This is a genomic window from Janthinobacterium lividum, from assembly GCF_011601275.1.
In the GTDB taxonomy this organism is placed as follows: Bacteria; Pseudomonadota; Gammaproteobacteria; order Burkholderiales; family Burkholderiaceae_D; genus Janthinobacterium; species Janthinobacterium lividum_E.
On record NZ_JAAOLY010000023.1, the window covers coordinates 1 to 26,659 of the forward strand.

Annotated in this window: 26 protein-coding genes; 18 read left to right on the forward strand and 8 right to left on the reverse strand. The window is 63.9% G+C overall.

All coding sequences use genetic code 11. From position 1 onward, the window contains the following. Positions 1-219 precede the first annotated feature (219 nt). Positions 220-939 (forward strand): hypothetical protein, encoded by a 720-nt coding sequence (locus GYK42_RS25510; protein WP_166449773.1) that lies wholly within the window; start codon positions 220-222, stop codon positions 937-939. 2 nt (positions 940-941) lie between these two features. Here the strand turns inward: GYK42_RS25510 and GYK42_RS25515 are convergent, their stop codons facing one another. Further along, the gene (locus tag GYK42_RS25515; protein ID WP_166449774.1) at positions 942-1,316 is read right to left on the reverse strand and encodes a DUF1294 domain-containing protein; all 375 of its coding nucleotides are present in this window, start codon (positions 1,314-1,316) and stop codon (positions 942-944) included. Positions 1,317-1,375: 59 nt separating this feature from the next. Then, the gene (locus GYK42_RS25520) at positions 1,376-1,942 is read right to left on the reverse strand and encodes a methylated-DNA--[protein]-cysteine S-methyltransferase (protein ID WP_166449775.1); all 567 of its coding nucleotides are present in this window, start codon (positions 1,940-1,942) and stop codon (positions 1,376-1,378) included. A 106-nt stretch (positions 1,943-2,048) separates the two neighbouring features. On the opposite strand from GYK42_RS25520, the gene GYK42_RS25525 reads away from it, so the two are divergent. Next, positions 2,049-2,798 carry a nucleotidyltransferase domain-containing protein gene (locus tag GYK42_RS25525; RefSeq protein ID WP_166449776.1) on the forward strand — a complete coding sequence of 250 codons (750 nt, stop codon included), beginning with the start codon at positions 2,049-2,051 and terminating at the stop codon, positions 2,796-2,798. Here GYK42_RS25525 and GYK42_RS25530 read toward each other — a convergent pair. Next, positions 2,795-5,029 carry a TonB-dependent siderophore receptor gene (locus GYK42_RS25530; RefSeq protein ID WP_166449777.1) on the reverse strand — a complete coding sequence of 745 codons (2,235 nt, stop codon included), beginning with the start codon at positions 5,027-5,029 and terminating at the stop codon, positions 2,795-2,797. The genes GYK42_RS25525 and GYK42_RS25530 overlap by 4 nt on opposite strands. A gap of 336 nt (positions 5,030-5,365) precedes the next feature. On the opposite strand from GYK42_RS25530, the gene GYK42_RS25535 reads away from it, so the two are divergent. Continuing rightward, a complete protein-coding gene (locus GYK42_RS25535) occupies positions 5,366-6,235 on the forward strand; it encodes a hypothetical protein (RefSeq protein WP_166449778.1) in 870 nt (289 codons plus the stop codon). A gap of 3 nt (positions 6,236-6,238) precedes the next feature. Here GYK42_RS25535 and GYK42_RS25540 read toward each other — a convergent pair whose 3' ends face one another. The 4 genes from GYK42_RS25540 to GYK42_RS25555 all read right to left on the reverse strand — a co-directional run bounded on the left by GYK42_RS25540 (position 6,239) and on the right by GYK42_RS25555 (position 9,967). Next, positions 6,239-6,637: a bacteriohemerythrin gene (locus GYK42_RS25540; protein ID WP_166449779.1), complete on the reverse strand. Its 399-nt coding sequence runs from the start codon at positions 6,635-6,637 to the stop codon at positions 6,239-6,241. A 203-nt stretch (positions 6,638-6,840) separates the two neighbouring features. Continuing rightward, positions 6,841-6,996 carry a hypothetical protein gene (locus tag GYK42_RS25545; RefSeq protein ID WP_166449780.1) on the reverse strand — a complete coding sequence of 52 codons (156 nt, stop codon included), beginning with the start codon at positions 6,994-6,996 and terminating at the stop codon, positions 6,841-6,843. A gap of 151 nt (positions 6,997-7,147) precedes the next feature. Next, entirely contained in the window at positions 7,148-7,333 is a 186-nt protein-coding gene (locus tag GYK42_RS25550) for a hypothetical protein (RefSeq protein WP_166449772.1), read from the reverse strand. A gap of 111 nt (positions 7,334-7,444) precedes the next feature. After that, positions 7,445-9,967 (reverse strand): PepSY domain-containing protein, encoded by a 2,523-nt coding sequence (locus tag GYK42_RS25555; RefSeq protein WP_166449781.1) that lies wholly within the window; start codon positions 9,965-9,967, stop codon positions 7,445-7,447. A gap of 196 nt (positions 9,968-10,163) precedes the next feature. On the opposite strand from GYK42_RS25555, the gene GYK42_RS25560 reads away from it, so the two are divergent. The 3 genes from GYK42_RS25560 to GYK42_RS25570 all read left to right on the forward strand — a co-directional run bounded on the left by GYK42_RS25560 (position 10,164) and on the right by GYK42_RS25570 (position 13,670). Further along, the gene (locus GYK42_RS25560) at positions 10,164-11,264 is read left to right on the forward strand and encodes a branched-chain amino acid aminotransferase (protein ID WP_058050799.1); all 1,101 of its coding nucleotides are present in this window, start codon (positions 10,164-10,166) and stop codon (positions 11,262-11,264) included. Positions 11,265-11,460: 196 nt separating this feature from the next. After that, positions 11,461-12,177, forward strand: coding sequence for a ribonuclease T2 family protein (locus tag GYK42_RS25565; RefSeq protein WP_166449782.1), 717 nt, complete (start codon positions 11,461-11,463; stop codon positions 12,175-12,177). Positions 12,178-12,254: 77 nt separating this feature from the next. Then, entirely contained in the window at positions 12,255-13,670 is a 1,416-nt protein-coding gene (locus GYK42_RS25570; protein ID WP_166449783.1) for an MFS transporter, read from the forward strand. A 13-nt stretch (positions 13,671-13,683) separates the two neighbouring features. Here GYK42_RS25570 and GYK42_RS25575 read toward each other — a convergent pair whose 3' ends face one another. Continuing rightward, positions 13,684-15,318 carry an acyl-CoA synthetase gene (locus GYK42_RS25575; protein WP_166449784.1) on the reverse strand — a complete coding sequence of 545 codons (1,635 nt, stop codon included), beginning with the start codon at positions 15,316-15,318 and terminating at the stop codon, positions 13,684-13,686. Between the two features lie 114 nt (positions 15,319-15,432). Between GYK42_RS25575 and GYK42_RS25580 the strand changes: the two genes are divergently transcribed. The 12 genes from GYK42_RS25580 (at position 15,433) to bla (ending at position 26,657) form a co-directional block, all read left to right on the forward strand. Then, the gene (locus GYK42_RS25580) at positions 15,433-16,134 is read left to right on the forward strand and encodes a Crp/Fnr family transcriptional regulator (protein ID WP_166449785.1); all 702 of its coding nucleotides are present in this window, start codon (positions 15,433-15,435) and stop codon (positions 16,132-16,134) included. Positions 16,135-16,196: 62 nt separating this feature from the next. Beyond that, positions 16,197-16,790, forward strand: a complete 594-nt coding sequence (locus GYK42_RS25585) for an AraC family transcriptional regulator (RefSeq protein WP_166449786.1) — start codon at positions 16,197-16,199, stop codon at positions 16,788-16,790. A 35-nt stretch (positions 16,791-16,825) separates the two neighbouring features. Further along, the gene (locus tag GYK42_RS25590; protein WP_166449787.1) at positions 16,826-17,212 is read left to right on the forward strand and encodes a DUF2946 domain-containing protein; all 387 of its coding nucleotides are present in this window, start codon (positions 16,826-16,828) and stop codon (positions 17,210-17,212) included. A gap of 62 nt (positions 17,213-17,274) precedes the next feature. Beyond that, positions 17,275-17,871, forward strand: a complete 597-nt coding sequence (locus GYK42_RS25595) for an SCO family protein (protein ID WP_166449788.1) — start codon at positions 17,275-17,277, stop codon at positions 17,869-17,871. Positions 17,872-17,890: 19 nt separating this feature from the next. Continuing rightward, a complete protein-coding gene (locus GYK42_RS25600) occupies positions 17,891-18,361 on the forward strand; it encodes a copper chaperone PCu(A)C (protein ID WP_205711554.1) in 471 nt (156 codons plus the stop codon). A gap of 121 nt (positions 18,362-18,482) precedes the next feature. After that, positions 18,483-19,157: a CerR family C-terminal domain-containing protein gene (locus GYK42_RS25605; RefSeq protein ID WP_166449789.1), complete on the forward strand. Its 675-nt coding sequence runs from the start codon at positions 18,483-18,485 to the stop codon at positions 19,155-19,157. Further along, on the forward strand, positions 19,154-20,362 hold the full coding sequence (locus tag GYK42_RS25610) for a multidrug effflux MFS transporter (RefSeq protein WP_166449790.1): 1,209 nt from the start codon (positions 19,154-19,156) through the stop codon (positions 20,360-20,362). Before GYK42_RS25605 ends, GYK42_RS25610 begins: the two co-directional genes overlap by 4 nt. 122 nt (positions 20,363-20,484) lie before the next feature. Beyond that, positions 20,485-21,831, forward strand: coding sequence for a DUF3422 family protein (locus tag GYK42_RS25615; RefSeq protein WP_166449791.1), 1,347 nt, complete (start codon positions 20,485-20,487; stop codon positions 21,829-21,831). Between the two features lie 104 nt (positions 21,832-21,935). Beyond that, a complete protein-coding gene (locus tag GYK42_RS25620) occupies positions 21,936-23,396 on the forward strand; it encodes a hypothetical protein (protein ID WP_205711555.1) in 1,461 nt (486 codons plus the stop codon). A gap of 107 nt (positions 23,397-23,503) precedes the next feature. Beyond that, positions 23,504-23,896 (forward strand): BlaI/MecI/CopY family transcriptional regulator, encoded by a 393-nt coding sequence (locus tag GYK42_RS25625; protein ID WP_034757543.1) that lies wholly within the window; start codon positions 23,504-23,506, stop codon positions 23,894-23,896. Then, positions 23,893-25,650 (forward strand): M56 family metallopeptidase, encoded by a 1,758-nt coding sequence (locus GYK42_RS25630; RefSeq protein ID WP_166449792.1) that lies wholly within the window; start codon positions 23,893-23,895, stop codon positions 25,648-25,650. Before GYK42_RS25625 ends, GYK42_RS25630 begins: the two co-directional genes overlap by 4 nt. 56 nt (positions 25,651-25,706) lie before the next feature. After that, on the forward strand, positions 25,707-26,657 hold the full coding sequence (gene bla / locus GYK42_RS25635) for a subclass B3 metallo-beta-lactamase (protein WP_240943819.1): 951 nt from the start codon (positions 25,707-25,709) through the stop codon (positions 26,655-26,657). Positions 26,658-26,659 lie beyond the last annotated feature (2 nt).

Below are 26,659 nucleotides of genomic sequence, written 5' to 3' on the forward strand. Positions count from 1 at the left end.
ATCGCGCTCCGGTGGCGGGGCGGGTGCGGTGGCGGCGTTGGTGCTGGAATGCATGATGATTCCCTCGCGGTGGTGCGCCACGCTGCCGGGGTGGCCGTGGCACGTGCTGATGTTTCCAGCCTAGCACATCGCGCAAAAAAAGCGCGCCCGCTGCGTTTGCGGAAGGGGCGAGGGCGTCAGTCTGCTACACTGCGCTCCACTTTTATCGACGGAATTGCCATGACCTCCCACCCTTTGCCATATCGCGCTACCGCACTTGAAGCCTGCGCCTGGCTGGCCGAACAGACGGGCACCCCGTGGACCCTGGCGCGCTTGCTGGAGCAGGGCGGCTTGCCGTTTGTCTGGCTCGATTACAGCGAAGCATGGGCCGAACTGTTCCATGACGGCGTGATGCGCTATGCGGCGCCCATCGTGTTTATTGGCGACAAGGAGCACCTGGCCTCGGGCGCCGACGACGTGTGGCTGCGTTTTACGCGCGATTCAAGCAACATCGCCATCGAACTGAAGGCGCCCGGCTTGCGCGTGCCGCTGGACGGCTTGCATTTCCAGGAGCGCGATCTGTTGCGTTTGCTCAAGGAGCTGCAGCATCCGCAGCCGGCCGAGGAAACGGCGGAGAAGGCGCCCGCCGTCCTGCCCAGCGCCCTGAAGGGCCTGGGGCGCGAGCAGATTTTGATGGCCTTTGCCGGCGTGGGCAAGGTCGACCTGGACCAGGGACTGGCCAGTGGCGTGGGCATCTTTGGCGACGATGGCGCGCGCGTGCGCAAGAATTCGCGCGGCGGCAAGAATAGCCACCTGTGGCATCCCGTGACCTTGGCGTTCGGCTTGCACGACGTGCACCGCGTGCCGATGGCGCACCTGAAAAAGGCATTTGCCACGCAGCCCTTGCTGCGCGAATGGAAGGCGGACTGGCTGGAATCGCTGCGCCTGCTGGGCGAGTAAGCCTACAGTTCGATGGGAGCCACCTCGGTGCCGATATCGGGCGCCGCGTAATGCATGCTGAAATACACGAAAGCGCCGATATTGATGGCGACCGTAATCCAGAATATCACGCGGAACGAGCGCTTGCTGGACTTGTGGCGCAGCCATTGCTGGGCCAGCACGGCGCCAGGCCAGCCGCACAACAATCCCAGCAACAGCAAAGTGCGTTCCGACGTGCGCCAGCGGCCCTCCTTGGCGGCGGATTTGTCGATGGCATAAGCAACGAAGCAGCCGAGGCTCAGCACGCCATACGCGAGGGCGGCAACGGCGGGGATGTGGAAAAAGAACGTGGCCAGCAAATACAGGATGACAAAGAACAGGATGACAAGGTAGGGCATAGGATGTGTTTGCTTGAGCGGAGGGCGTCAGTATCCCACAAGGGGAGCGATGCCGCCGCTTAAAACAAGCAGCCTTGCGCCGTATCGACGTGCACGGCGCGGCGGCGGGCGTGGCCCGTCTTCAGCGCTTCGCGGTCGCTGGACAGGGAAATGCCTTCCAGCGCCAATAACGTTTCCTTGGCATGCAGGCCGCCCGCAAAACCCGTCAACTCGCCCGTAGCGCCGATGACACGGTGGCAGGGGGCGATGATGGAAATGGGATTCTTGCCGTTGGCGGCGCCCACGGCGCGCACGGCGGCGGGACGGCCGATCTGGCGCGCGATCTCGCCATAGCTGCGCGTCTGGCCGTACGGTATCGTCAGCAGCGCGCGCCAGACTTCCTGCTGGAATGGCGTGCCGGCAAAATCGAGCGGCACGTCGAATTGCTGGCGCGTGCCGGCAAAATATTCAGCCAGCTGGCGCGCCGTTTCCTGCAGCACGGCGCAACCGCCATCGACGCGCATCGCGCCCAGGCGCACGCGGTTCGGCTTGTCGTTTTCCCACAGGATGGCGGTCAGGGCCGCGCCGCGCGCCACCAGGGTCAGCTCGCCCACGGGCGAGGGCACCACGATGCAGTCGTATTCCATGTTTCTTCCTCGGTCAGATGGCGCCAGTGTAGCAGGATGGCGGCATGCCGCCTATCGTGTGTGGATAGCGTGTAGGATAGCGTTTTATCGACATGGAGCACAGGCTTTGACGACGATCCCCACCTACGACGCCATCCGCGCGATTGCCCAACGGCTGGTGCAGGAACGCTATCCCACGGCCGTGGCGGCCATCATCGGCGGCTCGTTCGCCACAGGCCGGCAAACGGCCAGTTCCGATATCGACTTGCTGCTGCTGTTCGACCATGTCGACTGCGCCTGGCGCGACACTATCGTGGCCGAGGGGCGCACGGTGGAACTGTTCGCGCACGATCTGGCCACCTTCACGTATTTCTGCAAGGAAATGGATGCGCCGGGCGGCACGGTGCCGCTGGCGATGATGGTGGTGGAAGGGGAAAACATCCTCGCTGCAAGCGAGCATTACGCGCAGTTGCTTGCGCTGGCGCAAGCATTCGCCGCCGCCGGGCCGCCCGTGCTCGGCGTGGAGAACCTGCAGCGCCGGCGCTACGCCATCACCACCGCGCTGGAAGACCTGGTCGACAGCACGCACCCGGGCGAATCGCTGGCCGTCGCTTGCCAGCTGTACCAAGCGCTGGCCGACCTGCACCTGCGCGCGGCGGGGCAGTGGAGCGGCGGCGGCAAGCACCTGTTCCGCCGCCTGCAGGCGTTCGATCCCGCCACCGCCGCGCAGCTCGACGGTGCCTTGCGCTTGACGGCGGCCGACTTGCCTGCCGGTCAGCGCGCCTTCGAACAAGTCGCCGCCGCCGTGCTGGCGCCCGTGGGCGGGCCCTTGCTCGCAGGCTTTACCTTGCCGGCGCCCGCGCACTGGCGTACTTAAAACGCCGTGCGCACGGCCAGGCTGATGTTGCGCGGTTCGCCCCAGAAGATGCCGTCGAAGAAGCCCACGTTGCGGTAGTACTTTTTGTCGAACAGGTTATTCACGTTCAGCTGCACGCTGGCGTGGCGGTTGAGCGCGTAGCTGGCCATGGCGTTGACCAACGCGTAGCCCGCTTGCGGAATATTCGTGATCGCGTTCGATGGCGGGCGGCCGTACCACGACTCGCTGTAGGTGGCGCTTTGCGCCGTCATGCTGGCGCCCGCTCTCAAGCCCGCCAGGCGGCCGTCGAAACGGTAGCTGGTGGCCAGGCGCAGCAAGTGGCGCGGCTGCGTGGTGGCGGCGCGGCGGCCATCGGCCTCGGCCGCATGCAGATAGGTATAGCCGCCGCTCGCTTCCCAGGCGGGCGTGATCTGGCCGGAGACGTCGAACTCGACGCCCTTGGCCGTCACGCCGGCACCATTGGCCACCATGGCCTGGCCGCCGTCGGGCAGCAAGAAGCCGGGCGGCACCGTGCGGTCGAGCTCCGCCAGGTTCTTTTTCTTCGTGTGGAACAGGGCGGCCGACGCGTTCAGCTTGCCTTCATAGAATTCGCCCTTGATGCCCAGTTCCGCATTGTCGCCCGTTTCCGGCGCCAGGAACTGGTTGTTGCGGTCCTTGCTCGTCTGCGGATTGAACAGCTGCGTGAAGCTGGCGTAGGCCGAATACTGTTTGTTGATGTCGAACACGGCGCCCACATAAGGCGTCACTTCATTGCGCGTCTCCACGAGGTCGCTGCTGCCCGTGTACATGCCCTGCGTGTTGTAGTTGCGCGTATCCGTGCGGTAGCTGCTGCTGCGCGCGCCGATGATGACATGCAGGGGATCGGCCAGGCTCAAACGCGTGGCCACATAGCCGCCCGCCAGGCGCGTGACGGCTTCCGTGTGCGAGCCGTCCGGATGGAAGACGGGGCGGGGAATGTTGCCCGTCCAGCTGCGGTAATCGGGAACGAAGGCCGGGTAATCGATGTCCGCCTCGCCACCCAGCGAACGGGCGCGCTGGTTGCCGCCGTTCCAGCCGATGATGGCCGTATGCTTGCGCCCCAGCAAGGTGAACGGGCCGCTGGCGTACAGGTCGAAATTGTCGTTGGTGGTCTTGCCCGGGCCATAGGCGCCCGTCCACAGGAGCATGCCTTTGCCCGTGGCCGGGTCGGGATGGCCGCCACCCGCATAGGCGACCGTGGTGCGGTTCGTGCTTTCCGTGCGCGCGTAGCCCAGGTGCATATTCCAGTTGCCGGGCAGGCGCTGGTCCAGCGACGTGAACAGCGTGTGCTGCTTGTTGGCCCAGGTGCTCCATGGCGTCGTGAGGCTGGTGTTGCGCGGCAAGTTGGCCAGGCTGCCGTCCGCGTTCCAGTAGGGCACGGCGCCCCAGGTGGCGCCCGTGGGCTTGTTGTCCTGAAAGTCGACACCGGCCGTCAGCAGGGTGCCGGGGCGCAAGTCCGCCTCGACGATGACCATGCCGACCGTCTTGCGTTCGTGATACATGTCCAGGTAGGAATCGCGTTTTTGCCAGGCCAGGGCCGTACGCGCACGCACGCTGCCCTCCGCGTTCAGCGGCGTGGACAGGTCGGCTTCGAAGCGCTGGTCATCCCAGCGGCCCATGATGAGACCGGCGCTGGCCTGGAAGGTTTTCGTTGGCCGCTTGCGTATCATATTGATGGTGGCCGATGGATCGCCCTTACCGCCCATCAAGCCAGTGGCGCCGCGCACAACCTCGATGCGGTCGTACAGTATCGTGTCTTGCAGCGGCGCATTGCCGCCGCGCGCCATGCCGTCGATCTGGAGATTGTCGATGCCGAAGCCGCGCGCATAAAACCGCGTGCGTTCCGTGTCGTTCTGCCCCACCTGGATGCCCGTCGTCTGCGCCAGCGCCTGGTCCAGGCGTACGGCGCCCAAGTCGTCGAGCAGCTGGCGCGTGATGACGCTGACCGATTGCGGCGTCTCGCGCAGGGTCAGCTCCATGCGCGTGGCGCTGCGCGCTTCGCCTGCCGTGTACGACTGCGTCCCTTCCGTGGTAGCCGTCGACTGGCCCAGTACGGTGACGGCCGGCATGGTGACGTCGGCCGCGGCGTCGTCGGCGGCCTGTGCGGGCAAAACCACGCCGGCGGCAAGGCTCAGCAAGCTGATGTGTAACAGATGGGGGAGGGGGCGCAAGGCGGGCCGGCGCGAAGAAGAGAGGACTGTCGTTGATTGCATCATTTTCCTGGAATATTTTTAGTCGTGAGTGTTCCTATCTCGTCTGGCGAGGTGCGCAGTAGCTGGGGGATGGCGTGACGCTGGCCCGTGGTCTGGCTTGGATAGCAGTTCCACAGCAAGGCCCGGCGCGGTCGGGCAGTGGAAAAGAAAAGCGCGCGATTCTTGTTAATTTTGTAAATAAGAATCATTATCAATATAAGTGATATTTGCCAAATAATCAAGCGTACGCACCGAAAGAGTGCAGACAGGAGTGCGGGCAGGCTATTGGCGGCGCATCGGCTGGCCTTCTGCGATAATGCAGGCGCTGACAAATATTTTCCTCATTGAAAGAAATGCATGCGTATATGGATCGCTTGTGCCGGATGGTTGTGTGTCGTGTCGCTGGGGCAGGCTCAGGAACACGCGCCGCCGCCGGCTGTTCCCGCGCCGCTGCAGAGCGCCAGCGTGCCGCCCGCCGCCGCCGTATCGCCACCTGTATCGCCACCCCTTGCGCCAGCCATGCCAGCAGCGTCAGCGCCAGAGGTAACGGCGCCCGCCGAGGAAGCCTTGCCTGCGCAAACGGTGACGATCACGGCCAGCAGCGACGCCAAGGCGCCGCGCGTGCGCTTCACGGCTTACCGCGAAAGCTATCTGACGGCCAGGAAAGTGTGGCAAGTGTCGAGCGGCAGCGTGGTCATGGCCCTGCGTCTGATTCCTGCCAAGCTGAGCGCCACTATCGACGACGTGCGCGTGGCCTTGCAAGGCAATGGCGCGCCCATGCCGATCAAGGTGTCCGACGGCGGCGTGTTTGTCGTGCCGCTCAACGATGACATCGCCGCGCAGGACGGTACTTTCCTGGTGAACAAGGGCAGGGGCGAGCTGACGGCGAATATCGTGCTGCAGCCCGCCGTGGCGCGCGATGCGTGGAACGTCACGCGCGTGGGGCAAGTCTTGCGCGACGCCCGGCGCGCCGTGCGGGCCATCACGCCGTGGTACAAGCGGCCGTTCGCCAGCGACGTGCAATCGCTGGCCTTTTGCGCGGTGGAACGGGGCAGCGCCTTGCAGTTGATGGATGGCGAGCAATTGATCGCCACCTTGCCCATGAACGAGGCTGCCGTCAACGACATCAACCAGCCCGTGTTTTGCAAGATTTTCGACGGTGAAGACAAATACCCGGGACACTACCGCGTGGTCATGCCCGAGCAGGCGACGGTGCTGCTGCTGTAGAAACTAGTTGGGCTGGCGCTGCACCAGTTCCAGCGCCGCCGCCAGGGCCAGGTCCATGGTGGCCTGGTGGAAGATCAGCCATTGCGGCAACAGCGACAGCGCATGGCGGCCCTGTTCCAGATCGCCTTCATCGACGGCGGCCCAGGCATGGTGCAGGCCGCTGAGCACTCGGGCATGCTGTTCGCGGTGGTTGGCCAGCGAGGGAAAGGCGATTTCTTCCATCAAATCCTCCTCCTCGCGAAAATCGCGTTCGACGGCCGCAATCAGCTCGCGAAACGCCACGCTGAAATGCTGGTCGCTCAACTGCTGCAGCCGCGCCAGCTCCTGAAACAGCGCCTCATGCGCCTCGTCGATGACGGGAACACCCAGCGCCATCTCTTCCTTCCAATGCGATTTACCCATGCCGATGCTCCCGGTTAAGTCCGTCACTGTGCGAAGCGGACTGTTCCAGTGTGGACGCAGCGACGCTTCAAATCCATGACCTGGATCAAAAATATGGTGAAGAGGGAGAGGGTTGAGGCACTGAGAAATGAAGAAAAACGGGGAACAAATCCCCAGCCGCAATATGGCGGTTTTCCTCGATGCGACGTGTTACCGAGCGCGTATTATTGCTTGGGCCAATGGCTCCACATGGCTTGTGCATCGACATTCGGTACCTGCAACTGCTGCCCGGCGGATAGCTGCATCGTATCCCTCAACACGAGGGGCGCGAGCATCAGGGCCGACAGGGCAAGGCAGGCCAGCACTTTGAGCGTCAACATGGTCGTCTCCCGGTGTTCCGGCGGCGGTGCGGGGATGCGGCGCCTGCCGGTCACTTCCTTATGTACTACCATGCTTGCAGTTTAGTTCATCTGGTCGTAACTTCAACTTATTGCTGTGATGCACTGCACCAGTTGCCGCGCGTGACCGCCCTTATTTGGCCTTGCGGCTGCGCCGTCGCTTGCCCGCCGCGGGCAGCAAGGAATCGAACCACACTTGCGTCAACTGCCGCGTATTTTTTGCCGCCTCGCGCTTGACGGCGGCCGTGGCGTGGCCGCGCGCCGTGTTGGCGATGCGGTTGGCGGCGCTCAGGTACATGCTCATCCAGGGGTTTTTCATGGCTAGTCTCGCAGATAGTGGGTGGGAATGCCGCTACTGTAGTCCGTTGGCTGGTGCTGACCGTGCGCCTGCCCACATAGCCGGGCGGTGTTGGCGATGGGCTGAGCCAGATCAATACACGTCGCGGCGGTAGCGTCCGGCCGCCAGCAGGGCGTCGACGCCCTCCTGGCCCAGCACTTCTTGCAGTACAGCATCGATTCCCGCCGCCATGCCTTGCAGGCTACCGCACACGTAGACGATGGCGCCTTGCGCCAGCCACGCGCGCAACTCGCCGGCGTTGGCGCGCAAGCGGTCCTGCACGTATTGGCGTGCTTCGCCATCGCGCGAAAAGACCCGGTCCAGGCGCGCCAGGTGGCCAGCGTCGAGCCAGCCTTGCAACTCTGTGCCGCAGATGCTGTCAAAAGCTTGCTGGCGTTCGCCGAACAGCAACCAGTTGCGGGCCAGCCCCGCCCGCTGGCGCGCGCGTAGATGCGCACGCAAGCCGGCCAGGCCGGAACCGTTGCCGATATAAATACAGGGCACGTCGACGAGAGCGGGCGCGAAGGCGGGATTGGCTTGCAGGCGCAGGCGGATGGGGCTGCCCAGCGGGGCGAAACGCGTGAGCCAGCCGGAACAGACGCCAAATCCCTGATTGTCCTCGTCCGCATGGCGTTCCTGGCGCACCAGCAACTGCAGTTCGCCATCGGAGGGCAGCGAAGCGAGCGAATAGCTGCGGGGCGCGTGGCGGGCATTGTCGGGGTGGCTACCTTCGCCCTCGCTGCCGTCCGCGTTGCATGGAATGATTTCGGCCAGCGCGCCCGCTTCCCAGATGGTGTCGGCCGGTCCCGTCAAGGTGATTTCATGCAATTCTCCACCCTGGCTGCCCGGATTGAGCAACACGCGGCGCGCCAGGCGCCACTTGGCATACGACGCTTCTTCCTGCACGCCGATGGCGTCGATGGCGCTGCCGCTGCAGCGGGCCAGCGCTGTGGACCAGTCGGCCAGGGCGGCAGGGTCGTGCTTGTCCACTTCGATCAGCGGGAATAATGGATGGGCGCCCAGCGCTTGCAATTGCTGCGCCAGCGCATGGCCAAAGCCGCAAAAGGCGCTGTAATGGCGGTCGCCCAGGGCCAGCATGCCGAACTCCAGGCCCGCCAGCGGCGTGCCGGCTGTTGTTTGCAGCAGGCGCGCAAAGCGGCGCGTGCCGTCCGGCGCCTCGCCTTCGCCAAAGGTGCTGGCAACGATCAGGGTCCGTTCGTACTGGCGCAATTGCGCGGGATCAAAACGGTCCAGCGACTGTACGTCGACGGCCACCCCCGCCTGCTGCAGGGCACGCGCGCTTTCAAGGGCCAGGCGCTCGGCCTGGCCCGACTGGCTGGCGTAGGCGACGAGCGTCGGCAAGCCGGTATTTTGCTTGTCCGTTGCGCCGGCGCCCAGCATGGCGCGCTGCGCCTGGACTGCCCGTTTTGCCTTGCGGCGGTCCAGGTACAGCATCCAGCCCGTGACGGCGAACAGGGGCAGGCCCAGGCTGGCCAAGGTAACGATGATGCGCCCCGGCAAGCCGAAATACGTGCCCATGTGCAGCGGATAAATGATGTTGACGAGGCGCGCACCGAGCCCCTGCTGGCTGTACGGCTCGTTTTCCGTCACCGTGCCGTCGGCCGGTGCAATGCTCATGCGGCTGCGCGCCCGTTCATGCGGCGCATCGCCGGCCAGCCACGTGAATTGCACGGCTTCGCCGGCGCGCGTGGGCAGGCGTACGCTGGCCAGGGTCCAGCCGGGGGCGTGCTGCTGGAAGCTGGTCCAGGCCTGGCCGATGTCGACGGCGGGCGCCTGCTCCTTGCCGCCGCCTTTTTTCGCGGGCGCCTGTGCCATCCTTGGCGGCTTGCCGGCCCAGGCGTCGATATTGTCGCGCACCACGTCGTAGCTCCAGTAAATGCCCGTCAGGGTCAGCGCCACGTAGACGACCAGGCACCAGGTGCCGGCCACGGCGTGCAGATTCCACAAAAAGGAGCGGCCTTTCAGGGCCGGGTCGAAGGTCAGCCACGTGCGCCAGTCCAGCGGACGGCGGGGCCAGCGCAGATACAGCCCCGACAATGCCAGACCCAGCAGACACAGGGCCAGTGCGCCCGCCACTTGCCGGCCCGGATCGCGGGGCAGCAGCAGCCAGCGGTGCAGCGATTCCGTCCACTCGAAAAATTCCGCACCCGTCAAAGCAGGCTGGGTCGCGCCCGTGTACGGATGCACGTAGATGGACTCGCCGCGCCGCTGGCCGTTCTTCGGTGCAAAGAACAGCCGTGGCGCCGCGCCCGCTTGCGCATACACGGTGACCGAGGCCACGCGCTGGCCATGTTCGGCAGCGGCAATGTTGCTCAGCTGGGCAGGGGTCAGCGGGGTGCGGGTTTCCACGGGCACATGGCGTACGCCGGGGTTCATGAGGTCCAGCAATTCATCCTTGAAAGCCAGGGTGGCGCCGCTCAGGCCAATGATCACCAGCACCGTACCGGCCGTGATGCCGATAAGCCAGTGCAATTGAAACCACACCTGCTTCCAGTTCCAGTGCCAGCGCCGTTGTTTTGGCGTAGCGGCAAGCTGGCGCACCGCGGACACGGCGTCGGTGCTGGCGCGCAACCGGGGGAGGGAGGAAGTGGTCATGGCGGCTTTCGATAGCGCCGCCATGCAGGTATCAGGCATGGCGGGGAAGAAGGAAGGCTGATATTTTAACGCAAACGAGAATCATTCGCAAATGATGGCAACCATGTGTTCATGGGGCGGGGGCCATCCACGTTTGCCTGATCGGGCACTATAGGCGCTACAATAGGGATACTGTTCACTAGTTCCCATTGCTGCCATGACCACTTCCACACCGAATCTCGTCGTCACCCCGTCCGCCCACCCCTTGTCCGACGCCGAGCGCGCCGCGCGCATGGTCAACCCCGCTTTTGGCCGCATCTTCACCGACCACATGGTGGTGATTCCTTACCGTGACGGCAAGTGGCAGCAAGGTGAACTGAAGGCTTACGGCCCCTTGATGCTGGACCCGTCCGCCTCGTCCCTGCATTACGGCCAGGCCATCTTCGAAGGCTACAAGGCGTTTGCCCAGCCGGACGGCAGCATCAAGACTTTCCGCCCGGAACAAAACGCCGAGCGCTTCAACCGCAGCGCCGCGCGCCTGGCCATGCCGGCCATTCCAGTCGAGCTGTTCCTGGAAGCGGGCGACGCGCTCATTTCGCAAGACCGCAACTGGGTGCCGAAGAACACGGGCGAGAGCCTGTACATGCGTCCGCTGATGATCGCCACCGATCCCTACCTGGGCGTGCGTCCGTCGGAAGAATACCTGTTCGTGCTGTTCGCCTCGCCAGCCGGCGCCTACTTCCCGAAAGGCGTGAAACCCGTCACCGTGTGGATCAGCGAAGACTTCGTGCGCGCCGCGCCGGGCGGCACCGGCGAAGCCAAGTGCGCAGGCAACTACGCGGCCAGCCTGATGGCCCAGTCGCAAGCGCAAGAAAAGGGCTGCGACCAGGTCGTGTGGCTGGACGCTGTGCACCGCGAATTCATCGAGGAAATGGGCGGCATGAACCTCTTCTTCGTCTACAAGGATGGCGAGAAGATCACCGTCGTCACGCCGGAACTGACGGGCACCTTGTTGCCAGGTATCACCCGCCGCAGCCTGCTGGAAATGGCGAAGGACCTCGGCTATGCGACGGAAGAGCGTAAATTGTCCGTCCAGCAATGGCGCGACGATATCGCCTCGGGCCGCATGACCGAAGTGTTCGCCTGCGGCACGGCCGCCGTCATCACGCCGGTGGGCGTGGCCAAGGCAAACGGTTTTGAAATGACGATCAACAACAATGAAAACGGCGCCGTCACCCTGGCCCTGCGCGAAGCGCTGCTGGGCTTGCAGCATGGCACGGCGGCCGATACGCATGGCTGGATGCACAAGGTTTGCTAGTAGATGTCACCTGACCAAACCTACTGCGCGTCGCGCTTTGCGGCCGGCGATGCTCACCGTACTAAAGTACGGTTGCGCTTCTCGGCCACAAATCACTGCCGCTCGCTACGGTTTTGTCAGGTGTCGTGACTGATGTTTTCGCTCTGACCGCGCCGGCACTGTGTTGCCGGCGTTTTTATATCTTGAAGGAACTACGATGAAAATTCGCTCTGTCTTGCCCGCGCTGGCCGCCGTTTTCCTCAGCCTGTCCGCTGGCGCCGTCCATGCGGCCGACGCCAGTTGCGCCATTCCGCGCAACGTCAGCTACGTCGATTACGACGTCAAGCCGTCGGACGAGAAAAACACGTGCTACAAGCAAAGCACGAATGTGCCTACCGATTACTTCATGCTGGCGCTGTCGTGGTCGCCGGGCTTTTGCGACAGCCAGCGCCGCCGTGGCGCCGTGTCGAAAAAGGCTGCCTTCCAATGCGCCGAGAGCAACCAGTTCGGCTGGATCGTGCATGGCCTGTGGGCGCAGTCGAACAATCCCGCCACTTGCGAAGACATTTCCGTGACGCCGCCGCGCAAGACGGACATGCACCCGCGCTATTGCAAGGGCAATTTGCCGAAACTGGCGCCGTCGGACATCCTGCCCTACATGTGCATGCAGCCGGGGGAAGCCTTGCTGCAGGGCGAATGGGAAAAGCATGGCGCTTGCGATTTCGATACGGCGAAGGAATATTTCGAGAAGGAACGCGAACTGTTCCAGGCCTTGAAGTTGCCGGACTCCACAATGCCAAAGAACGAGCTGTTCCAGTGGATGAAACAGCACAACCCGCAGCTGAAAGGCCGCTGGCTCGGCTATGAAAAACACTCGGGCGAGTTGCGCATCTGTTATTCGAAAGATTTCAAGGTCATCGACTGCCAGAAGTGATGGCGCTTGCCTGCCCGGCAGAGTCTGTCCATCCATGCTAGTGTATGGCCCGGACCAGCAAGATGAACAGGTAGTTTATGCAGCAGACTAGGCAGCGGCAAACGCAAGCCGTCATGGTGGGCGAGGACGGCTTGCCGCCGGGCGCCCGTTTATGGGCGATGCTGGCGCTGGCCATCGGCGTGGGCATGGCCTCGCTCGATACGGCCATTGCCAACACGGCCTTGCCGGCCATCGCCAGCGAGCTGCACACGACGCCGGCCGCCTCCGTCTGGATCGTGAATGTCTATCAACTGGCCATGGTGGCGACCTTGCTGCCGTTCTCGGCCCTCGGCGAAATCGCCGGCTACCGGCGGGTGTTTATCTCCGGCATGTTCCTGTTTACCTTGGCCTCGCTCGCCTGCGCGCTGGCCTGGTCCTTGCCCTCGCTGGTGGTGGCGCGGCTGTTCCAGGGTGTCGGCGCCAGCGCCATGATGAGCGTCAACACGGCGCTGCTGCGCGCCCTGTATCCGAAACACTTGCTGGGCCGCGCGTTTGGCAACAATGCGCTGGTGGTGGCCGTCGCGTTCGCCATCGGCCCCACGGCCGCCTCGCTGATCCTGGCGACGGCGTCGTGGCCGTGGCTGTTCGCCATCAACGTGCCGCTGGGCGTGGCCGGCTTTTTCCTGGCCAGCCGCATGCTGCCGGCGACAAAACTGTCCGGTCACACCCTCGACGCGCGCACGGCGCTGTACAACGTGGGCGCTTTTGGCTTGCTGATCTTATTGTTTGGCGATGCGGCCCATCACGCGGCCCTGTCGACCTTGCTGCCGGAACTGGTGGCCGTGGCGGTCTTCTTTGTCTTGCTGCTGCGCCGCCAGGCCGGGCATGCTGCGCCCATGCTGCCGATCGACCTGTTTCGCCGTCCATTATTCCTGCTGTCGTCGCTGACGGCCATCTGCACGTTCGCCGCGCAGGGGCTGGCGTTTGTGTCTCTGCCATTCTATTTCGAAGTGACACTGGGCCGTTCGCCCGTCGAGACGGGGTTTTTGATGACGCCATGGGCCGTGCTGGTGGCCGTGATGGCGCCCGTGGCCGGACGCCTGAGCGACCGTTATTCGCCGGGCGTGCTGGGCGGCATCGGCCTGGCGGCGCTGGCCGGCGGCTTGCTGACCCTCGTGTGGATACCGGCGCACCCAAGCGTCTTTGACATCGGCTGGCGCATGGCCTTGTGCGGCATCGGTTTTGGTTTTTTCCAGGCCCCCAATCTGAAAGCCATCATGGGCAGCGCGCCGCCCGAGCGGGCCGGCGGCGCCAGCGGCGTGGTGGCCACGTCGCGCCTGATCGGGCAAGCCACGGGCGCGGCGCTCGTCGCGTATTGCTTCACCGTTTCCGCCAGCCGGGGCACGACGTATGCGCTGTGCCTGGCGGCAGGGTTCGCCGCCGTGGCCAGCATCGCCAGCTTCTCGCGCCTGGTGGTGGCGCAGCCGGCGTGGCTTGCCGGCAAGCGCGACTGAGCGATCACCGCCGTCAGACGTCGATGGCCTTGTCCGACTGCATACGCTTGCGCAGTTCGAACTTCTGGATCTTGCCCGTCGACGTGCGGGGCAAGGGGCCGAAATAAATGGCTTTCGGCACCTTGAATCCGGCCAGGTTGTTCTTGCAAAACGCCATCAATTCCGCTTCCGTCACCGTGCCGCCTTCGCGCAGTTCGACAAAGGCGCACGGGGTCTCGCCCCATTTTTCGTCCGGCTGGGCGATGACGGCGGCGGCCAGCACTTGCGGATGGTGGTACAGCGCATCTTCCACTTCCACACTGGAAATGTTCTCGCCGCCGGAAATGATGATGTCCTTGCTGCGGTCCTTCAGCTTGATATAGCCGTCCGGATACATGACGCCGAGGTCGCCCGTGTGGAACCAGCCGCCGGCGAACGCCTCCTGCGTCGCCTTTTCATTCTTCAGATAACCCTTCATGCAGATGTTGCCACGGAACATGATCTCACCGATCTGTTCGCCATCAGCCGCCACAGGCTGCATGGTGTCCGGGTCGAGCACGGCGACGGCGCTTTGCAGGTGGTAGCGCACGCCCTGGCGCGATTTCAACACGGCCCGCTCTTCCTGGCTCAAGGCCGCCCACTCGTCCTGTTCGGCGCAGATGGCGGCCGGGCCATACACTTCCGTCAAGCCATACGAGTGGATCAAGTCAAAGCCCATGGCTTCGATCTTCGCCACCATGGCCGCAGGCGGCGGCGCGCCAGCCACCATGCCGCGCACGGTCCAGTCGATGCCGTCGCGCCAGTTGGCGGGCGCGTTGGCCAGGGCCGCGTGCACGATGGGCGCGGCGCAATAGTGGGTGATGCGCAATTCGCGCATCAGGTCGAACACGAGTTTCGGTTCGAACTTGCGCAGGCACACGTTGACGCCGGCGCGCGCGGCGACGGTCCACGGGAAGCACCAGCCGTTGCAGTGGAACATCGGCAAGGTCCATAGGTAGACGGCGTGCTTGGGCATGTCCCATTCCAGGATGTTCGACAAGGCGTTCAGGGCCGCGCCGCGGTGGTGGTAGACCACGCCTTTCGGGTCGCCCGTGGTGCCGGACGTGTAGTTCAGGGCGATGGCGTCCCATTCGTCTGCAGGCGGCTGCCAGTCGTAGTCGGGGTCGCCGCTGGCCAGCAAGCTTTCATAATCGAGGTCGGAAAAAGCGTCCACTTCCGGTCCCAGCACGTCATTGACCTGGATCACGCGCAAGCCGGGAATCTGCGCCGCCATCTGGCGCGCCAGCTCGGCAAATTCCGTGTCGGCCAGCAAGATTTTCGCCTGGCCATGGCGCAGCATGAACGTCAGCGATGCCAGGTCGAGGCGGATATTCAAGGCGTTGAGGACGGCGCCGGCCATGGGAACGCCAAAGCTTGCTTCCACCATGGCGGGCGTGTTCGGCAGCATCACGGCCACCGTATCGCCCGTGCCCACGCCCAGCTTGATGAGACCGGAGGCGAGGCGGCGCGTGCGCGCATACGTTTCTTGCCACGTCTGCCGCACCGTGCCATGTGCAATTGCCAGGCGATTGCCATATACTGCGGCTGCCCTGGCGATATAGTCGAGCGGGGTGAGGGCGGCGTAGTTGGCGCTGTTTTTGCCGAGGCCGGTGTTGAAATCAGCTGTCATGCTTGTCTCCTGGTAAAAGAATCTTGTAGCTCCCTGTTTCGGGATTGATACCGGTTAGCATAGCACCGGTGCTGGAAAATCACTGTCATCTTAGTGACAGGTCTGAAGGATGGAATGGATAGCAACGATAGTGTAGAACGTGCCGTGCCCGAACTCGACAGCCACGACTGGTTCGCGGCCCTCGATCCCCGGCATCAATCCCTGTTGCGTGCCGGCAGCGTACTGCGGCATGTCGAGGCGGGCGCCTTCATCACGCGGCGCGGCGAACCGTCGGTGCACTGGATCGGCGTGCACACGGGCTTGATCAAGCTGGCTGTCTACAACGCCGATGGGCGCGGCGCCACGTTTTCCGGCGTGCCGGCCGGCGGCTGGTGCGGCGAGGGCAGCGTGCTCAAGCGCGAACTGCGCCGCTACGACGTGGTGGCCGTGCGCGCATCGAGCATCCTCCTCGTGCCGGTGGACCTGTTTCATCTGCTGCTGGCCGAGAGCCTCTCCTTTAACGCCTTCGTCATCCGCCAGCTGAACGAACGCATGGGCCAGTTCATCGCCACCATCCAGAACCAGCGCTTGCTGGCTGTCGACGCGCAAGTGGCGCAAGCCATCGCGCAGCTGTTCCACCCCATGTTATATCCGCGCACCTCCAGCGTGCTTGAGCTGTCGCAGGAAGAAATCGGCTTGCTGACCGGCATTTCGCGCCAGCGCGTGAACCAGGCGCTGGGCCATCTGGCCGAACTAAAGCTCATCAGCATTGCCTACCAATCGATCCGCGTCGTCGACCTCGACGGCTTGCGCCGTTATGGCGTAGCGTCGCTGTGATGACAGACTGCTTGCGCGATGTATGGCATGCTTGCGGCTCGTTCACCATATTGACCTGACGCATGGCCCTCGTTTCCGATCATCCCTTGCACCTGCTGGGCTTGCGCTTTCCGCTCCGGCTGCGCGTCACCGTGCGCCAGGGTTTTGTGACCTTGCATAATGAAATCGCCACCAAGAAACTGGCCAGCGGCGACAGTTTCGTCGTGCCCGCCTTTTTGCGCTTTGCCTGCGACGTGATGCCGGGGCGGGGCAAGCCGGCCGTGTTCACCCTGGCGCTGGAAGACGATGAGTCCGATGGCGGCCACGGCGGCGGCAAGCGCTGGAGCCAGGCGCTGGCGCAGCATATCTTCGATACGCCGCAAGGCAAATGGACGGCGGCGCGCCTGGCCACCCTGTGGCAAGTGACGCCGCACAAAGCCCGGGCGCGATTGTTTTCCGAGGGCGAGGCATTGCTCAGTCTGGTGCGCGAACAGCGTCTGGCGCACGCGCTGCATACGGCGGCGCAAGCGGATGCCGATGACGAACAAGGCGAGCGCGACCTGGCGCAAGTGGCGGCCGGCTCCGGCTTTGCCTCGATCCCCGCGTTTTGCGACGCTTGCGTGGACGTGGCCGGCGTGCGCCCCAGCCTGTTCCTGCGCGGCCAGGCGCCCGGATAGCCAGACTCCGTTATAATCGGGCCATGGGATACTTATTGAAGCGCAAACAGTGGCACATGTGGTTCGCCTGCCTGGCGATACTGCTCAATGCGCTGTCGCCGTCCCTGTCGTATGCGTTTGCTTCGCACCACGCGAACGCGAACAATGCCGCCGTCGACATCTGCTCGGCCAGCGGCGCCGTCTACACGCAGGCGGACCTGGCGCCAGCCGCCACATCCACCACCGGTTCCGTGCTGCACCACATCGAGCATTGCCCGTTTTGCATGAGCCATGCGGGCAGCGTGGGCTTGCCGCCTTCGCCAGCATCGACGCTGGCCGTCATCACGGGCCACGACCTGTATCCGCCCTTGTTTTACCAGGCGCCGCAGGCGCCGTTCGCGTGGCTGGCCGCCAGCCCGCGCGGTCCGCCTTTGGCTGCCTGAACGCCCAGTCACGCCTTCCACGTCTTAACTGTATCCACTACGCCCATCGGGCCGGAATTATCATGAAACGTCGTCTTTTCCTTCTCGCCGGCACGGCGGGATTGCTTACGCTTGCCGCTTGCGAACCAGCGCCGAAACCCCATTACAACGGCCTCGACTTGACGGGGGGCGATTACAAGCCCGACTTCAAATTGAGCGGCCCCGACGGCAAGGTGTACACCCTGGCCGACTTCAAGGGCAAGTATGTGATGGTCTTCTTTGGCTTCACGCAATGTCCGGACGTGTGCCCGACAGCCCTGTCGCGCGCGGTGGAAATCCGCCAGAAGCTGGGGCCGGATGCCGATAAACTGCAAGTGATCTTCATCAGTATCGACCCCGAGCGCGATACGCCAGAGTTGTTGGGCGAGTACATGCGCGCCTTCGACCCCAGCTTCCTCGGCTTGCGCACGGACCCGAAGAACACGGCGCAGACGGCCTTCAACTACAAGGTCTTCTACCGCCGCGTGCCCAGCGGCAGTTCCTACACGATGGACCACACGGCCATCAGCTATGTGCTCGATACCGAGGGCCGCATGCGCCTGGGCTTGAAGCACCAGTTGACGGGCGACGAGTGCGTGCAGGACATCAAGACCCTGATGAAATCGAAATACACCTTATAACCACACCGAGGAAATAATCATGACCCATCTGAAAACCCTGCTGGCCACGGCCCTGGCCGTGCTGTCCTTCTCCGCCGCTGCCCAGACTTCCGTGCAGATCACCGACCCGTGGGTGCGCGCCACCGTTCCGCAGCAAAAAGCCACGGGCGCCTTCATGCAGATCACGGCGCCGAAAGCCATGCGTTTGCTGGAAGTGCGCTCGCCCGTGGCCGGCGTGGCGGAAATCCATGAAATGAGCATGGCGGACAATATGATGCGCATGCGCCAGGTCAAGGAAATCGCCTTGCCAGCCGGTAAAGCCGTCGAGCTGAAGCCGGGCGGCTACCACGTGATGCTGCTGGACCTGAAAGGACAAGTGAAGGCGGGCGACAAGATCCCGCTGACCCTGGTCGTTGAAGGCGAGGACAAGCGCCGCGAAACCATCGAAGTCAATGCCGTGGCGCGTCCGCTGGGCGCCACCACGTCCCCGATGCCTGCCATGAAGCACTGATCTCCGTCCTTCTTGCCAGAAGCCCGGTGCGCCGGGCTTTTTTGCGTCCGCCAGAAAATTAAACAGGTGTTTGATATAATTTGAAAAAATATCAAACAACTGTTTAAATGATGGGAATGGCATGACGCAAGACAAGGAAAACGAGAAAGAAAACGAACCGGCGCGCGCTCGCATCCTGCAGGCGGCTGTCCAGCTGTTCGCCGACGATGGCTACAAGCTCGCGTCCGTGCGCAGGATATGCGATGCGGCCCACGTCAATGTGGCGATGGTCAATTATTATTTTCATGGCAAGGAAGAGCTGTACCTGGCCGCCTTCGACCATGCGCGCGACCTGGCGCGCGCCTCGGCTGCCGACGTGGCCGCCGCCAGCGCGCAGGCGCAGATGCCGCCGTTGGAACAGTTGCGCCTGGCCATAGAAGCGCTCGTCTCCGACATGCTGCGCTCGGGGCCGGCGTCCTTGTTCAGCCGCCTGGTGGCACGCGAACTGATCGAGCCGACGGCCGCCATCCACAAGTTGGCCGAGCGTAATGTGCGCCCGCAGCATGCGCTGTTCACTCGCTTGATCCGAGGCGTGGTGGGGCCGGCCTTGCCGGACGATGTGGTGCAGAAATGCGTGTTCAGCGTGATTGGCCAGGTGGTGTTTTATGCCCGTTCGCGCATCGTGCATGAACTGGTGGTGCCCGAGATTACCTATGACGAGGCGGGCATCGCCGATATCGCCCGGCATATTGCCGCCTTCTCGCTGGCGGCCCTCGACGGCTTGCGCCGCCAATATGCTGCGCAGGCGGTCGCATGAAGACGAGAAACCTGACCCTCGTGCTGGCCGGGCTGGCCATGCTGGGTCCGTTCGCCACGGATACCTTCTTGCCATCGTTTCCCGCAATCGGCACGCATTTCGACGTCAGCAGCGTGCTGGTGCAGCAGACCCTGAGCGTCTATCTGGCCGCCTATGCCTTCATGACCTTGTTTTACGGCACCTTGTCCGACTCGTTTGGCCGCCGTCCCGTGATTCTCGCTTCGCTGCTGATCTTTGCCGTCGGCTCCATCGGCGCCGCGTTCGCGCCCAGCTTTGGCTGGCTGCTGTTTTTCCGCGGCATGCAGGGTGCTTCGGCAGGGGCTGGCAGGGTGATCGGGCAAGCCATCGTGCGCGACAGCTTGTCGGGCGCGGCCGCGCAAAAGATGCTGGCCAATATCATGATGGTGTTTGGCATCGCGCCGGCCATCGCGCCCATCATCGGCGGCTGGCTGCACGTGGCCTACGGCTGGCAATCGACGTTCGTGTTCACCTTTTCCGTCACGGTGCTGTTGTTGCTGGCTTGCCTGAAAGGCTTGCCGGAAAGTTTGGCCGTCGGGCAACGTCAACCCTTCCACCCCGGCAACATCGCGCGCAATTACTGGCTGGCCTTGCGCCACCGGGCGTTCCTGCTGCGTTCGCTGGCCGTGGCCTTTGCCTTTGGCGGCTTCGCCCTGTACATCGCGTCCGCCCCGCATTTCATTCTGGAATTGCTGCGCCTGCCGGAAACGGCGTTCGGCTGGATGTTCATCCCCATGGTGGCCGGTCTGGTTTTGGGTTCGGCCCTGTCGGGCAAGCTGGCCCATGCGGTGAAAAGCACCGTGCTGGTGCGCTGGGGCTTGCTGGCCATGGCGACCACGGGGGCGCTCAATATTGCTTACAACCACTGGTTCGCGGCCAGCATCCCGTTCGCCGTCGTGCCCGTGATGCTGTACACGTTCGGCATGTCGCTGGCCTTGCCGGGCATGACCATGTCGACGCTCGATATATTCCCGCAGATGCGGGGCCTGGCCGCTTCCCTGCAAAACTTCGTGCAAATGCTGGTGTTTGCGCTGGTGTCCGGTTTTGTTGCACCGTTGTTGTTCGACAGTGCGTTCAAGCTGGCGCTGGGACAGGCTTCGGCCGTGGCGCTGGCCGCGTTTTTCTGGTGGCTGGGCACGCGCCAGAGCGCGGCGCAGCGTGCGACGGGGGTTGCCAAAACGGCATGAGCAGGGTTTGAAAAGGTAGGCATGCTTCCTGCTTTGTTACACTGTGACAATCAGACCCATGTTGCGGACGCTACACCACGTGCGCGGGTCTAAGCAGTTTTGCAACTTTACCTTTGGCTATCATGCATTTGATTAACTCCAGTTTGAACCACGCCTTGCGCGTGCCGCTGGCTGCGGAAATCCACTCGCGGCCGTTTTTGCAGCTCGATGCCCCCGAGCTGATCACCCATCTGGCCGTGTATAAAGATGACAGCGCGGCGCCGGGGGCCTCGAATATGGTGGCCCAGCACGCCACCTTGGCGGCCCTGTGCACGCATTTCGGCGTCACGCCGCCCGCTGCCGAAGCCAAGTACTTCTATTACGACTTTGGCCGCTTCCGCCTGAAATGGGAATGCCACACGGAATTTGCCACGTTTACCTTTGCCGAACATCCGGGGCAAGCCTTGCCCCTGGAACAGGCGTTCGAGCGCATGCCTTTGGCCCAGTTGCCGCAGCAATGGCTGGTGGGTTTGAAGGGCAAGCTGATGGTGGCCGCGCACGTGGTGCTCGAGCAGGCGACAGAACCGGCGGAGATCTTCATGCAGGGATTGTCGCGCGTGTTCGAGGGCAATACCCTGGCCGGCAGCAAGGTGTTGCAGGGCGGCGAATTGTGGACGGATTTCACGATCCAGTCGGACGGCTTCAGCCGTTTCGTCATCCGCGATGCGGGCATGCGCTCGCAGCAGTCGGGCCGCCTGGTGCAGCGGGTGCTGGAAATCGAAACCTACCGCATGATGGCATTATTAGGCTTGCCCTATGCCATGCAGGCGGCGCCATCGTTGAATGCCATCGAGAACGAACTGGCGACCCTGGCCGCCGCCATGGTCGACACGGATGACGCACCTGGCTTGGCCAAGGCCGACGAGGGCGTTGCCGAGCAAGCCTTGCTCGACCGCATCACGCGCCTGGCCGCCCGCATTGAAAAGCTGTCACTCGACAATAGCTACCGTTTTTCCGCCTCGAAAGCCTACATGGGTCTGGTCAAGGCGCGCATCGACGAGTTGCGCGAAGTGCGCATCGAAGGCATCCCGACGGTCGAGGAATTCATGGATCGCCGTTTGACGCCGGCCATGAACACGTGCGAAGCGATGGCCAGCCGCCAGGAAGCGATGGCGCAGCGCATTGCAAACACGAATGACTTGCTGCGCACGCGCGTGGGCATCGTGCAGGAATTGCAGAACCGCCAAATCCTGCAATCGATGAACGCCCGCGCGGCGCAGCAGCTGCGCTTGCAGCAAGCGGTGGAAGGCCTGTCTGTCGCGGCCATTTCCTATTACGTGATCGGCCTGTTCAGCTACACGGGCAAGGCGGCCAAGGTGATGGGACTGCCCGTGAATCCGGAAATCCTCGTCGGCGCCCTCGTGCCGTTCGTGGCGGCCGCCGTCTGGCTGGGCTTGCGGCGAATGCATCACAAGCTGCACGTGGACTGAGTCGAACGACAGGGGCGCTGAAAATTTGCTATGTTTCAACATTCGACCGTCAGGTGTTCTGAAAAGGATGTAGCGTGCTAGCGAATGTTGGAGATGTTTACAGTGTGTTTTCGCCCGAGCTGCAGCAGTACGTGGCTTGCCAGGTTACCCATATCAAGGATACGTCCTCGTCCAGGCCGGTAGCTGCCGTGCTGGAGCTGGACTGGACCGGCGACGCCTTGCCCGATGCGGCGGCCGTGCAAGCCATGCGGCCGCTGCTGTGCGATTATTTCTTCTGGAATAATCGCCACGACCACTGCTATGCCACGGCAAACGTGCCGCCTGGCCATACTCTCGTTGGCAATATCGCGCCGCTGGTGGATGCGGAAGTCAACAGCTACCGCAGCGGCTGGAACGTGGGCGACAGCGTGCTGCGCCAGCGCAACTGGGAGCGCATCGATCCGCTGCGGCGCCAGCGGTTCAAGTCCGCGTCGGACGAGCGTGAAGTGACGCTCGGCGGCCAGGTCTTCCGGCAGGACGCGACGAAAATCAATGACAGCGTCTTGCAGGCGCTGGGCGACGTGTCCGAGCTGTCCGAGCTGCCTTGCCTGATGTCCATCGAGACCAGCAATGGCACGCAGGCCTTGATGGAGTTTATACAGGGCAATCCCTTCATCAATGAGCTGCACTGGCAATCATCGACGGTGCAGGCGCTCGATTTCAGCGGCAGCGGCTTGAGCCGTTTGATCCTGCAGCCCGATGGCGTCACCAGCCTGGTTTTGAACGAAGGCTTGAGCCTGCTCGCGCTGCGCGGTGTGCCATCGCCGGCGCTGCGCGTCGCCGATGGCGCCGATGGCCGCCATCTGACACTGCAGTGCACGCACACGCTGCCGCCGTTCCACGGCCTGGAGCAACTGGGCGGCCTGTCGCTGGTCAGCATGAAAGACGTTGACCTGGCGCAAGTGGCGCAGCGCTTTCCCCATCTGACGGCCTTGCGCATCTGGGGCAAGCCGGGGCTGGCGTCGCACATGGCCAGCCTGGCGCAGCTGACCGCGCTGCGGATGTTTACCGCCTATGACCTGTTCGGTTACACGGCGGAAGAGTTTCCATCTGCCACGCAATTGCCGCAGTTGTCGGCCTTGTGGCTGACCAGCTTGCCCGCCGATGTGGCCAAGGCCATCAAGGTCGGCTACAAGAGGGCGGCGGCGCTGGGACTGGACTTGTCGGTGACCAAGGCGCGCAAGCCGGAATGGCTGGCTGACAACTTGCTCAACCCGTTCCGCGACTGGGATGGCCGCGAACATATTTCCCCCCGCGTATGCAAAAAAGGCGGCGCTGGCCTACAAGAACATGCTGGCCGTGACGCGCGGTATCGACGCCGCCATGGACGCGACGGCGGTGGCCGCCGCACTGGAGGCGATGGTCGCCGCCTATGTCGAGGCATTCAACAAGATCGAGCGGCGCGCCAGCATCATCGAGACGGTCGAACGCGAGGAAATCTACACGGTACTGGCGGAACTGCTGGCGCAGCTAAGTGGGCAACTGAGCGGGCAACTGAGCGGGCAGGGCGCTGCGCTCGTCGATGAGGCGGCATTGCTGGACTTGTTCGACCGCTTGCGCGAATTTTAGTCTCGCACGGCAATCTAGAAAAAAAGTTCTAGACATCGAGTTCTAGACTGGGTATTCTAGCGGCATGTTAAAAAATACCTCCACTCCCCATCCCACGGCCGCCGAACTGGACCTGCTGCGCATCCTGTGGCAGCGCGGTCCGTCCGACGCCCGCGCCGTGTATGACGCCCTGGCCGCCGAGCGTGCCGACGCCAGTTACGCCACCGTGCTGCGCCAGTTGCAGTTGATGCATGGCAAGGGCTTGCTGAGCCGCGATGAAAGCCAGCGTCCCCAGCTGTATGCGGCCGTCGAAGCGCAGGAAAAGCTGCAAACGAGTTTGCTCAAGGACTTGATCGGCAAGGTGTTTTCCGGTTCCGGCAAGGCGCTCGTGCTGACGGCGCTGCGCGAGCACGTGAGCGACGCGGAACGCCTGGAAATTGAAAAAATCCTGCGCAGCAAGGATGGCGGCGCGCCATGAGTCTGGACATGGGCTTGGGCATTGAGTTGGGCAAGCTTGTTCCTGCGCTGGGCTGGGTCCTGCTGTATTTTGTCTGGCAGGGCGTGATCGTCGGCGCCGTGTCCGCTGTCCTGCTCTGGCTGCTGCGCCACGCCAGCGCGCGCTGGCGCTATGCCGTCTGCGCGCTGGCGCTGCTGCTGTGCCTGTGTATTCCCTCGCTCCACCTGTTGTCTCTGCTGTCGGGCACATCACTGGCCCAGTTGCCCGTGGCCGCGCCGCCTGCCTGGCGCGCCGCGCTGCAAGCGTGGATGCCGGCCCTGGTGCTGGCCTGGAGCGCGGGCGTTGGCTTGATGAGCTTGCGGCTGTGCCTGGGCCTGGCCTGGGTCGGCAAGCTGCGCCGCCAGGCCGTGGCTGCCCCGGCAGTCTGGCAGGCGCGCCTCGATGCGCTGGCGCTGCGCATGGGCCTGCAGCGGCGGCCGCCGCTGAAGCTGCATGCGGGCCTGGACAGCCCCGTCACCGTGGGTTTCTGGCGTCCCGTCATCCTGCTGCCGGCGGCCTTGCTGAGCGGCATGCCCGTCGCCTTGCTCGAAGCGCTGCTGGCGCATGAGCTGGCGCACGTGCGGCGCTGGGATTACCTGGTCAATCTGTTGCAAAGCGTGGCCGAGGCGCTGCTGTTCTTTCACCCTGTCGTGTGGTGGTTGTCGGCGCGCATGCGGGCCGAGCGCGAACAGGTGGCTGATACTCTGGCCGCGCAAGCGCTGCAAGACCCGCAGCAACTGGCCACGGCGCTGCATGCCTTGTCCCTGCAGACGGCCGCGCCGCAGCACTCCGGTTTGCTGATATCGGCCCGGGGTGGGGCGTTGCTCACGCGTATCGAACGCTTGATGGCGCCCGGTCTGGATGCCGGCAGCTGGAAGCTGGCCGTGCCCGCCTTGCTGCTGGCCTGCGCCACCTTGTTGCTGCAGACGCAGGGCAAGCCAGAAGTCAGCGGCTCGACCTTGGCCGAGGCTGCCGCCGGCATGCTGGACTTGCCCGTCAGCGCCAAACACATGCTGGTGTTCGATGACGCCAGCGGCAAGGTGCTGATGGCGAAAGACGCGGACGCCGTTGTGCCCATCGCTTCGATCACGAAGCTGATGACGGCCATGGTGGTGCTTGACGCGGGACAGGATCATGATGAGCAGGTACGCATCGTGCGCGCTGATGGTGGTGCGTCCTTGCAACGCCGCAGCCTGCTGGCCGATGGCGTGGCCGTGTCGCGCGGCGCGCTGTTGCAACTGGCGCTGCTGCCGTCCGAAAACCGCGCCGCCGCCGCGCTGGCGCGCACTTATCCGGGCGGCAGTGCGGCTTTTAATGACGCCTTGCAGGCGAAGATCCGCCACCTGGGCTTGCGCCGCACCACCTTGCTGGACCCCGTCGGCAGTTCGCCCGCGAATACGTCCACGGCCAGCGAGGTGGCCAAGATCGTCGCGGCCGCCGCACGCTATCCGGACATCGCGCGCATCACCAGCCACCCGCAAGCGAGCGTGGCCGTCAATGGCAAGGTCCGCACCTTGCACAACACCAATCCATTGGTGGGCGGCAAGGGCTGGGACATCGTGTTGTCGAAGACGGGCAGCAGCCACGAGGCGGGCAGTTGCCTGACGATGCGCATGCGTAGCGGCGGCAAGCACGTCACCGTGGTGCTGCTGGACGCCGACGGTGCGCAGCGGCGCTCGCTCGACGCCGGACACATCCGCGACACCCTGGCCGACAGGACCGGCCGCATGTATTGATACCCCCCCGGGCGCGCCAGTGCGGGCGCCCTTCTTTTTACACTCTGGAGATGAAGATGACACTATTGGCGAAGTTGATGCTGGCTACGGTTGCGACCATGACGGCTGGCACGGTGCAGGCGAGGATCCCCGCACCGGTGCAGGATAGACCGGTTAATTGCGACAATTGCAAGGAATGGAACGCGCCCGTCAAGCCGTTCAATGTCTTTGGCAATACCTGGTATGTGGGCACGGCCGGCCTGTCCGCCGTGTTGGTGACGAGCCCGCAGGGCCATATCCTGCTCGACGGCGCGCTGCCGCAATCGGCGCCCCTGATCATCGAAAACATCAAGGCGCTGGGCTTCCGTATCGAGGACGTGAAATACATCCTCAATTCGCACGCCCATTGGGACCATGCGGGCGGCATCGCCGCGCTGCAGCGGGCCAGCGGCGCCACCGTGATGGCCAGCGCAGCGGCCGCCCCGGTGCTGCAAAGCGGTACCAACGGCAAGGACGATCCGCAATACCAGGCCGATCCCGTCGTGCATGTCGCCAAGGTAAGCAAGGTCAGCCTGGTAGGCGAGGGCGATACCGTCAAGGTAGGACCGTTGACCTTGACGGCCCACATGACGCCGGGCCACACCCCCGGCGGCACGACGTGGACGTGGACGTCCTGCGAAGGCCAGCGCTGCCTGGACGTCGTGTATGCGGATAGCCTGAACCCGTATTCGAGCGGCGATTTCACGTACACGGGCAAAGGCGGCAAGCCCGATATTTCGGCCTCGTTCGAAGCGAGCATCGCCAAGGTGGCTGCCTTGCCATGCGATATCATCATCCCCGTGCATCCGGGCACGACGGATGTGCTGGGCAAGGCCGCCAAGCGTAACGGTAAAGATAATCCCCTGATCGACGCCAACGCCTGCCGCGCCTATGCGGCCGAAGCGGGCGGCTTGCTGGCCAAGAAGCTGGCGAAAGAGCGGGGCCTGGCGTTACCAGCCGAAGCCAAAGGCGCCGCGCACGCGCATTAAGC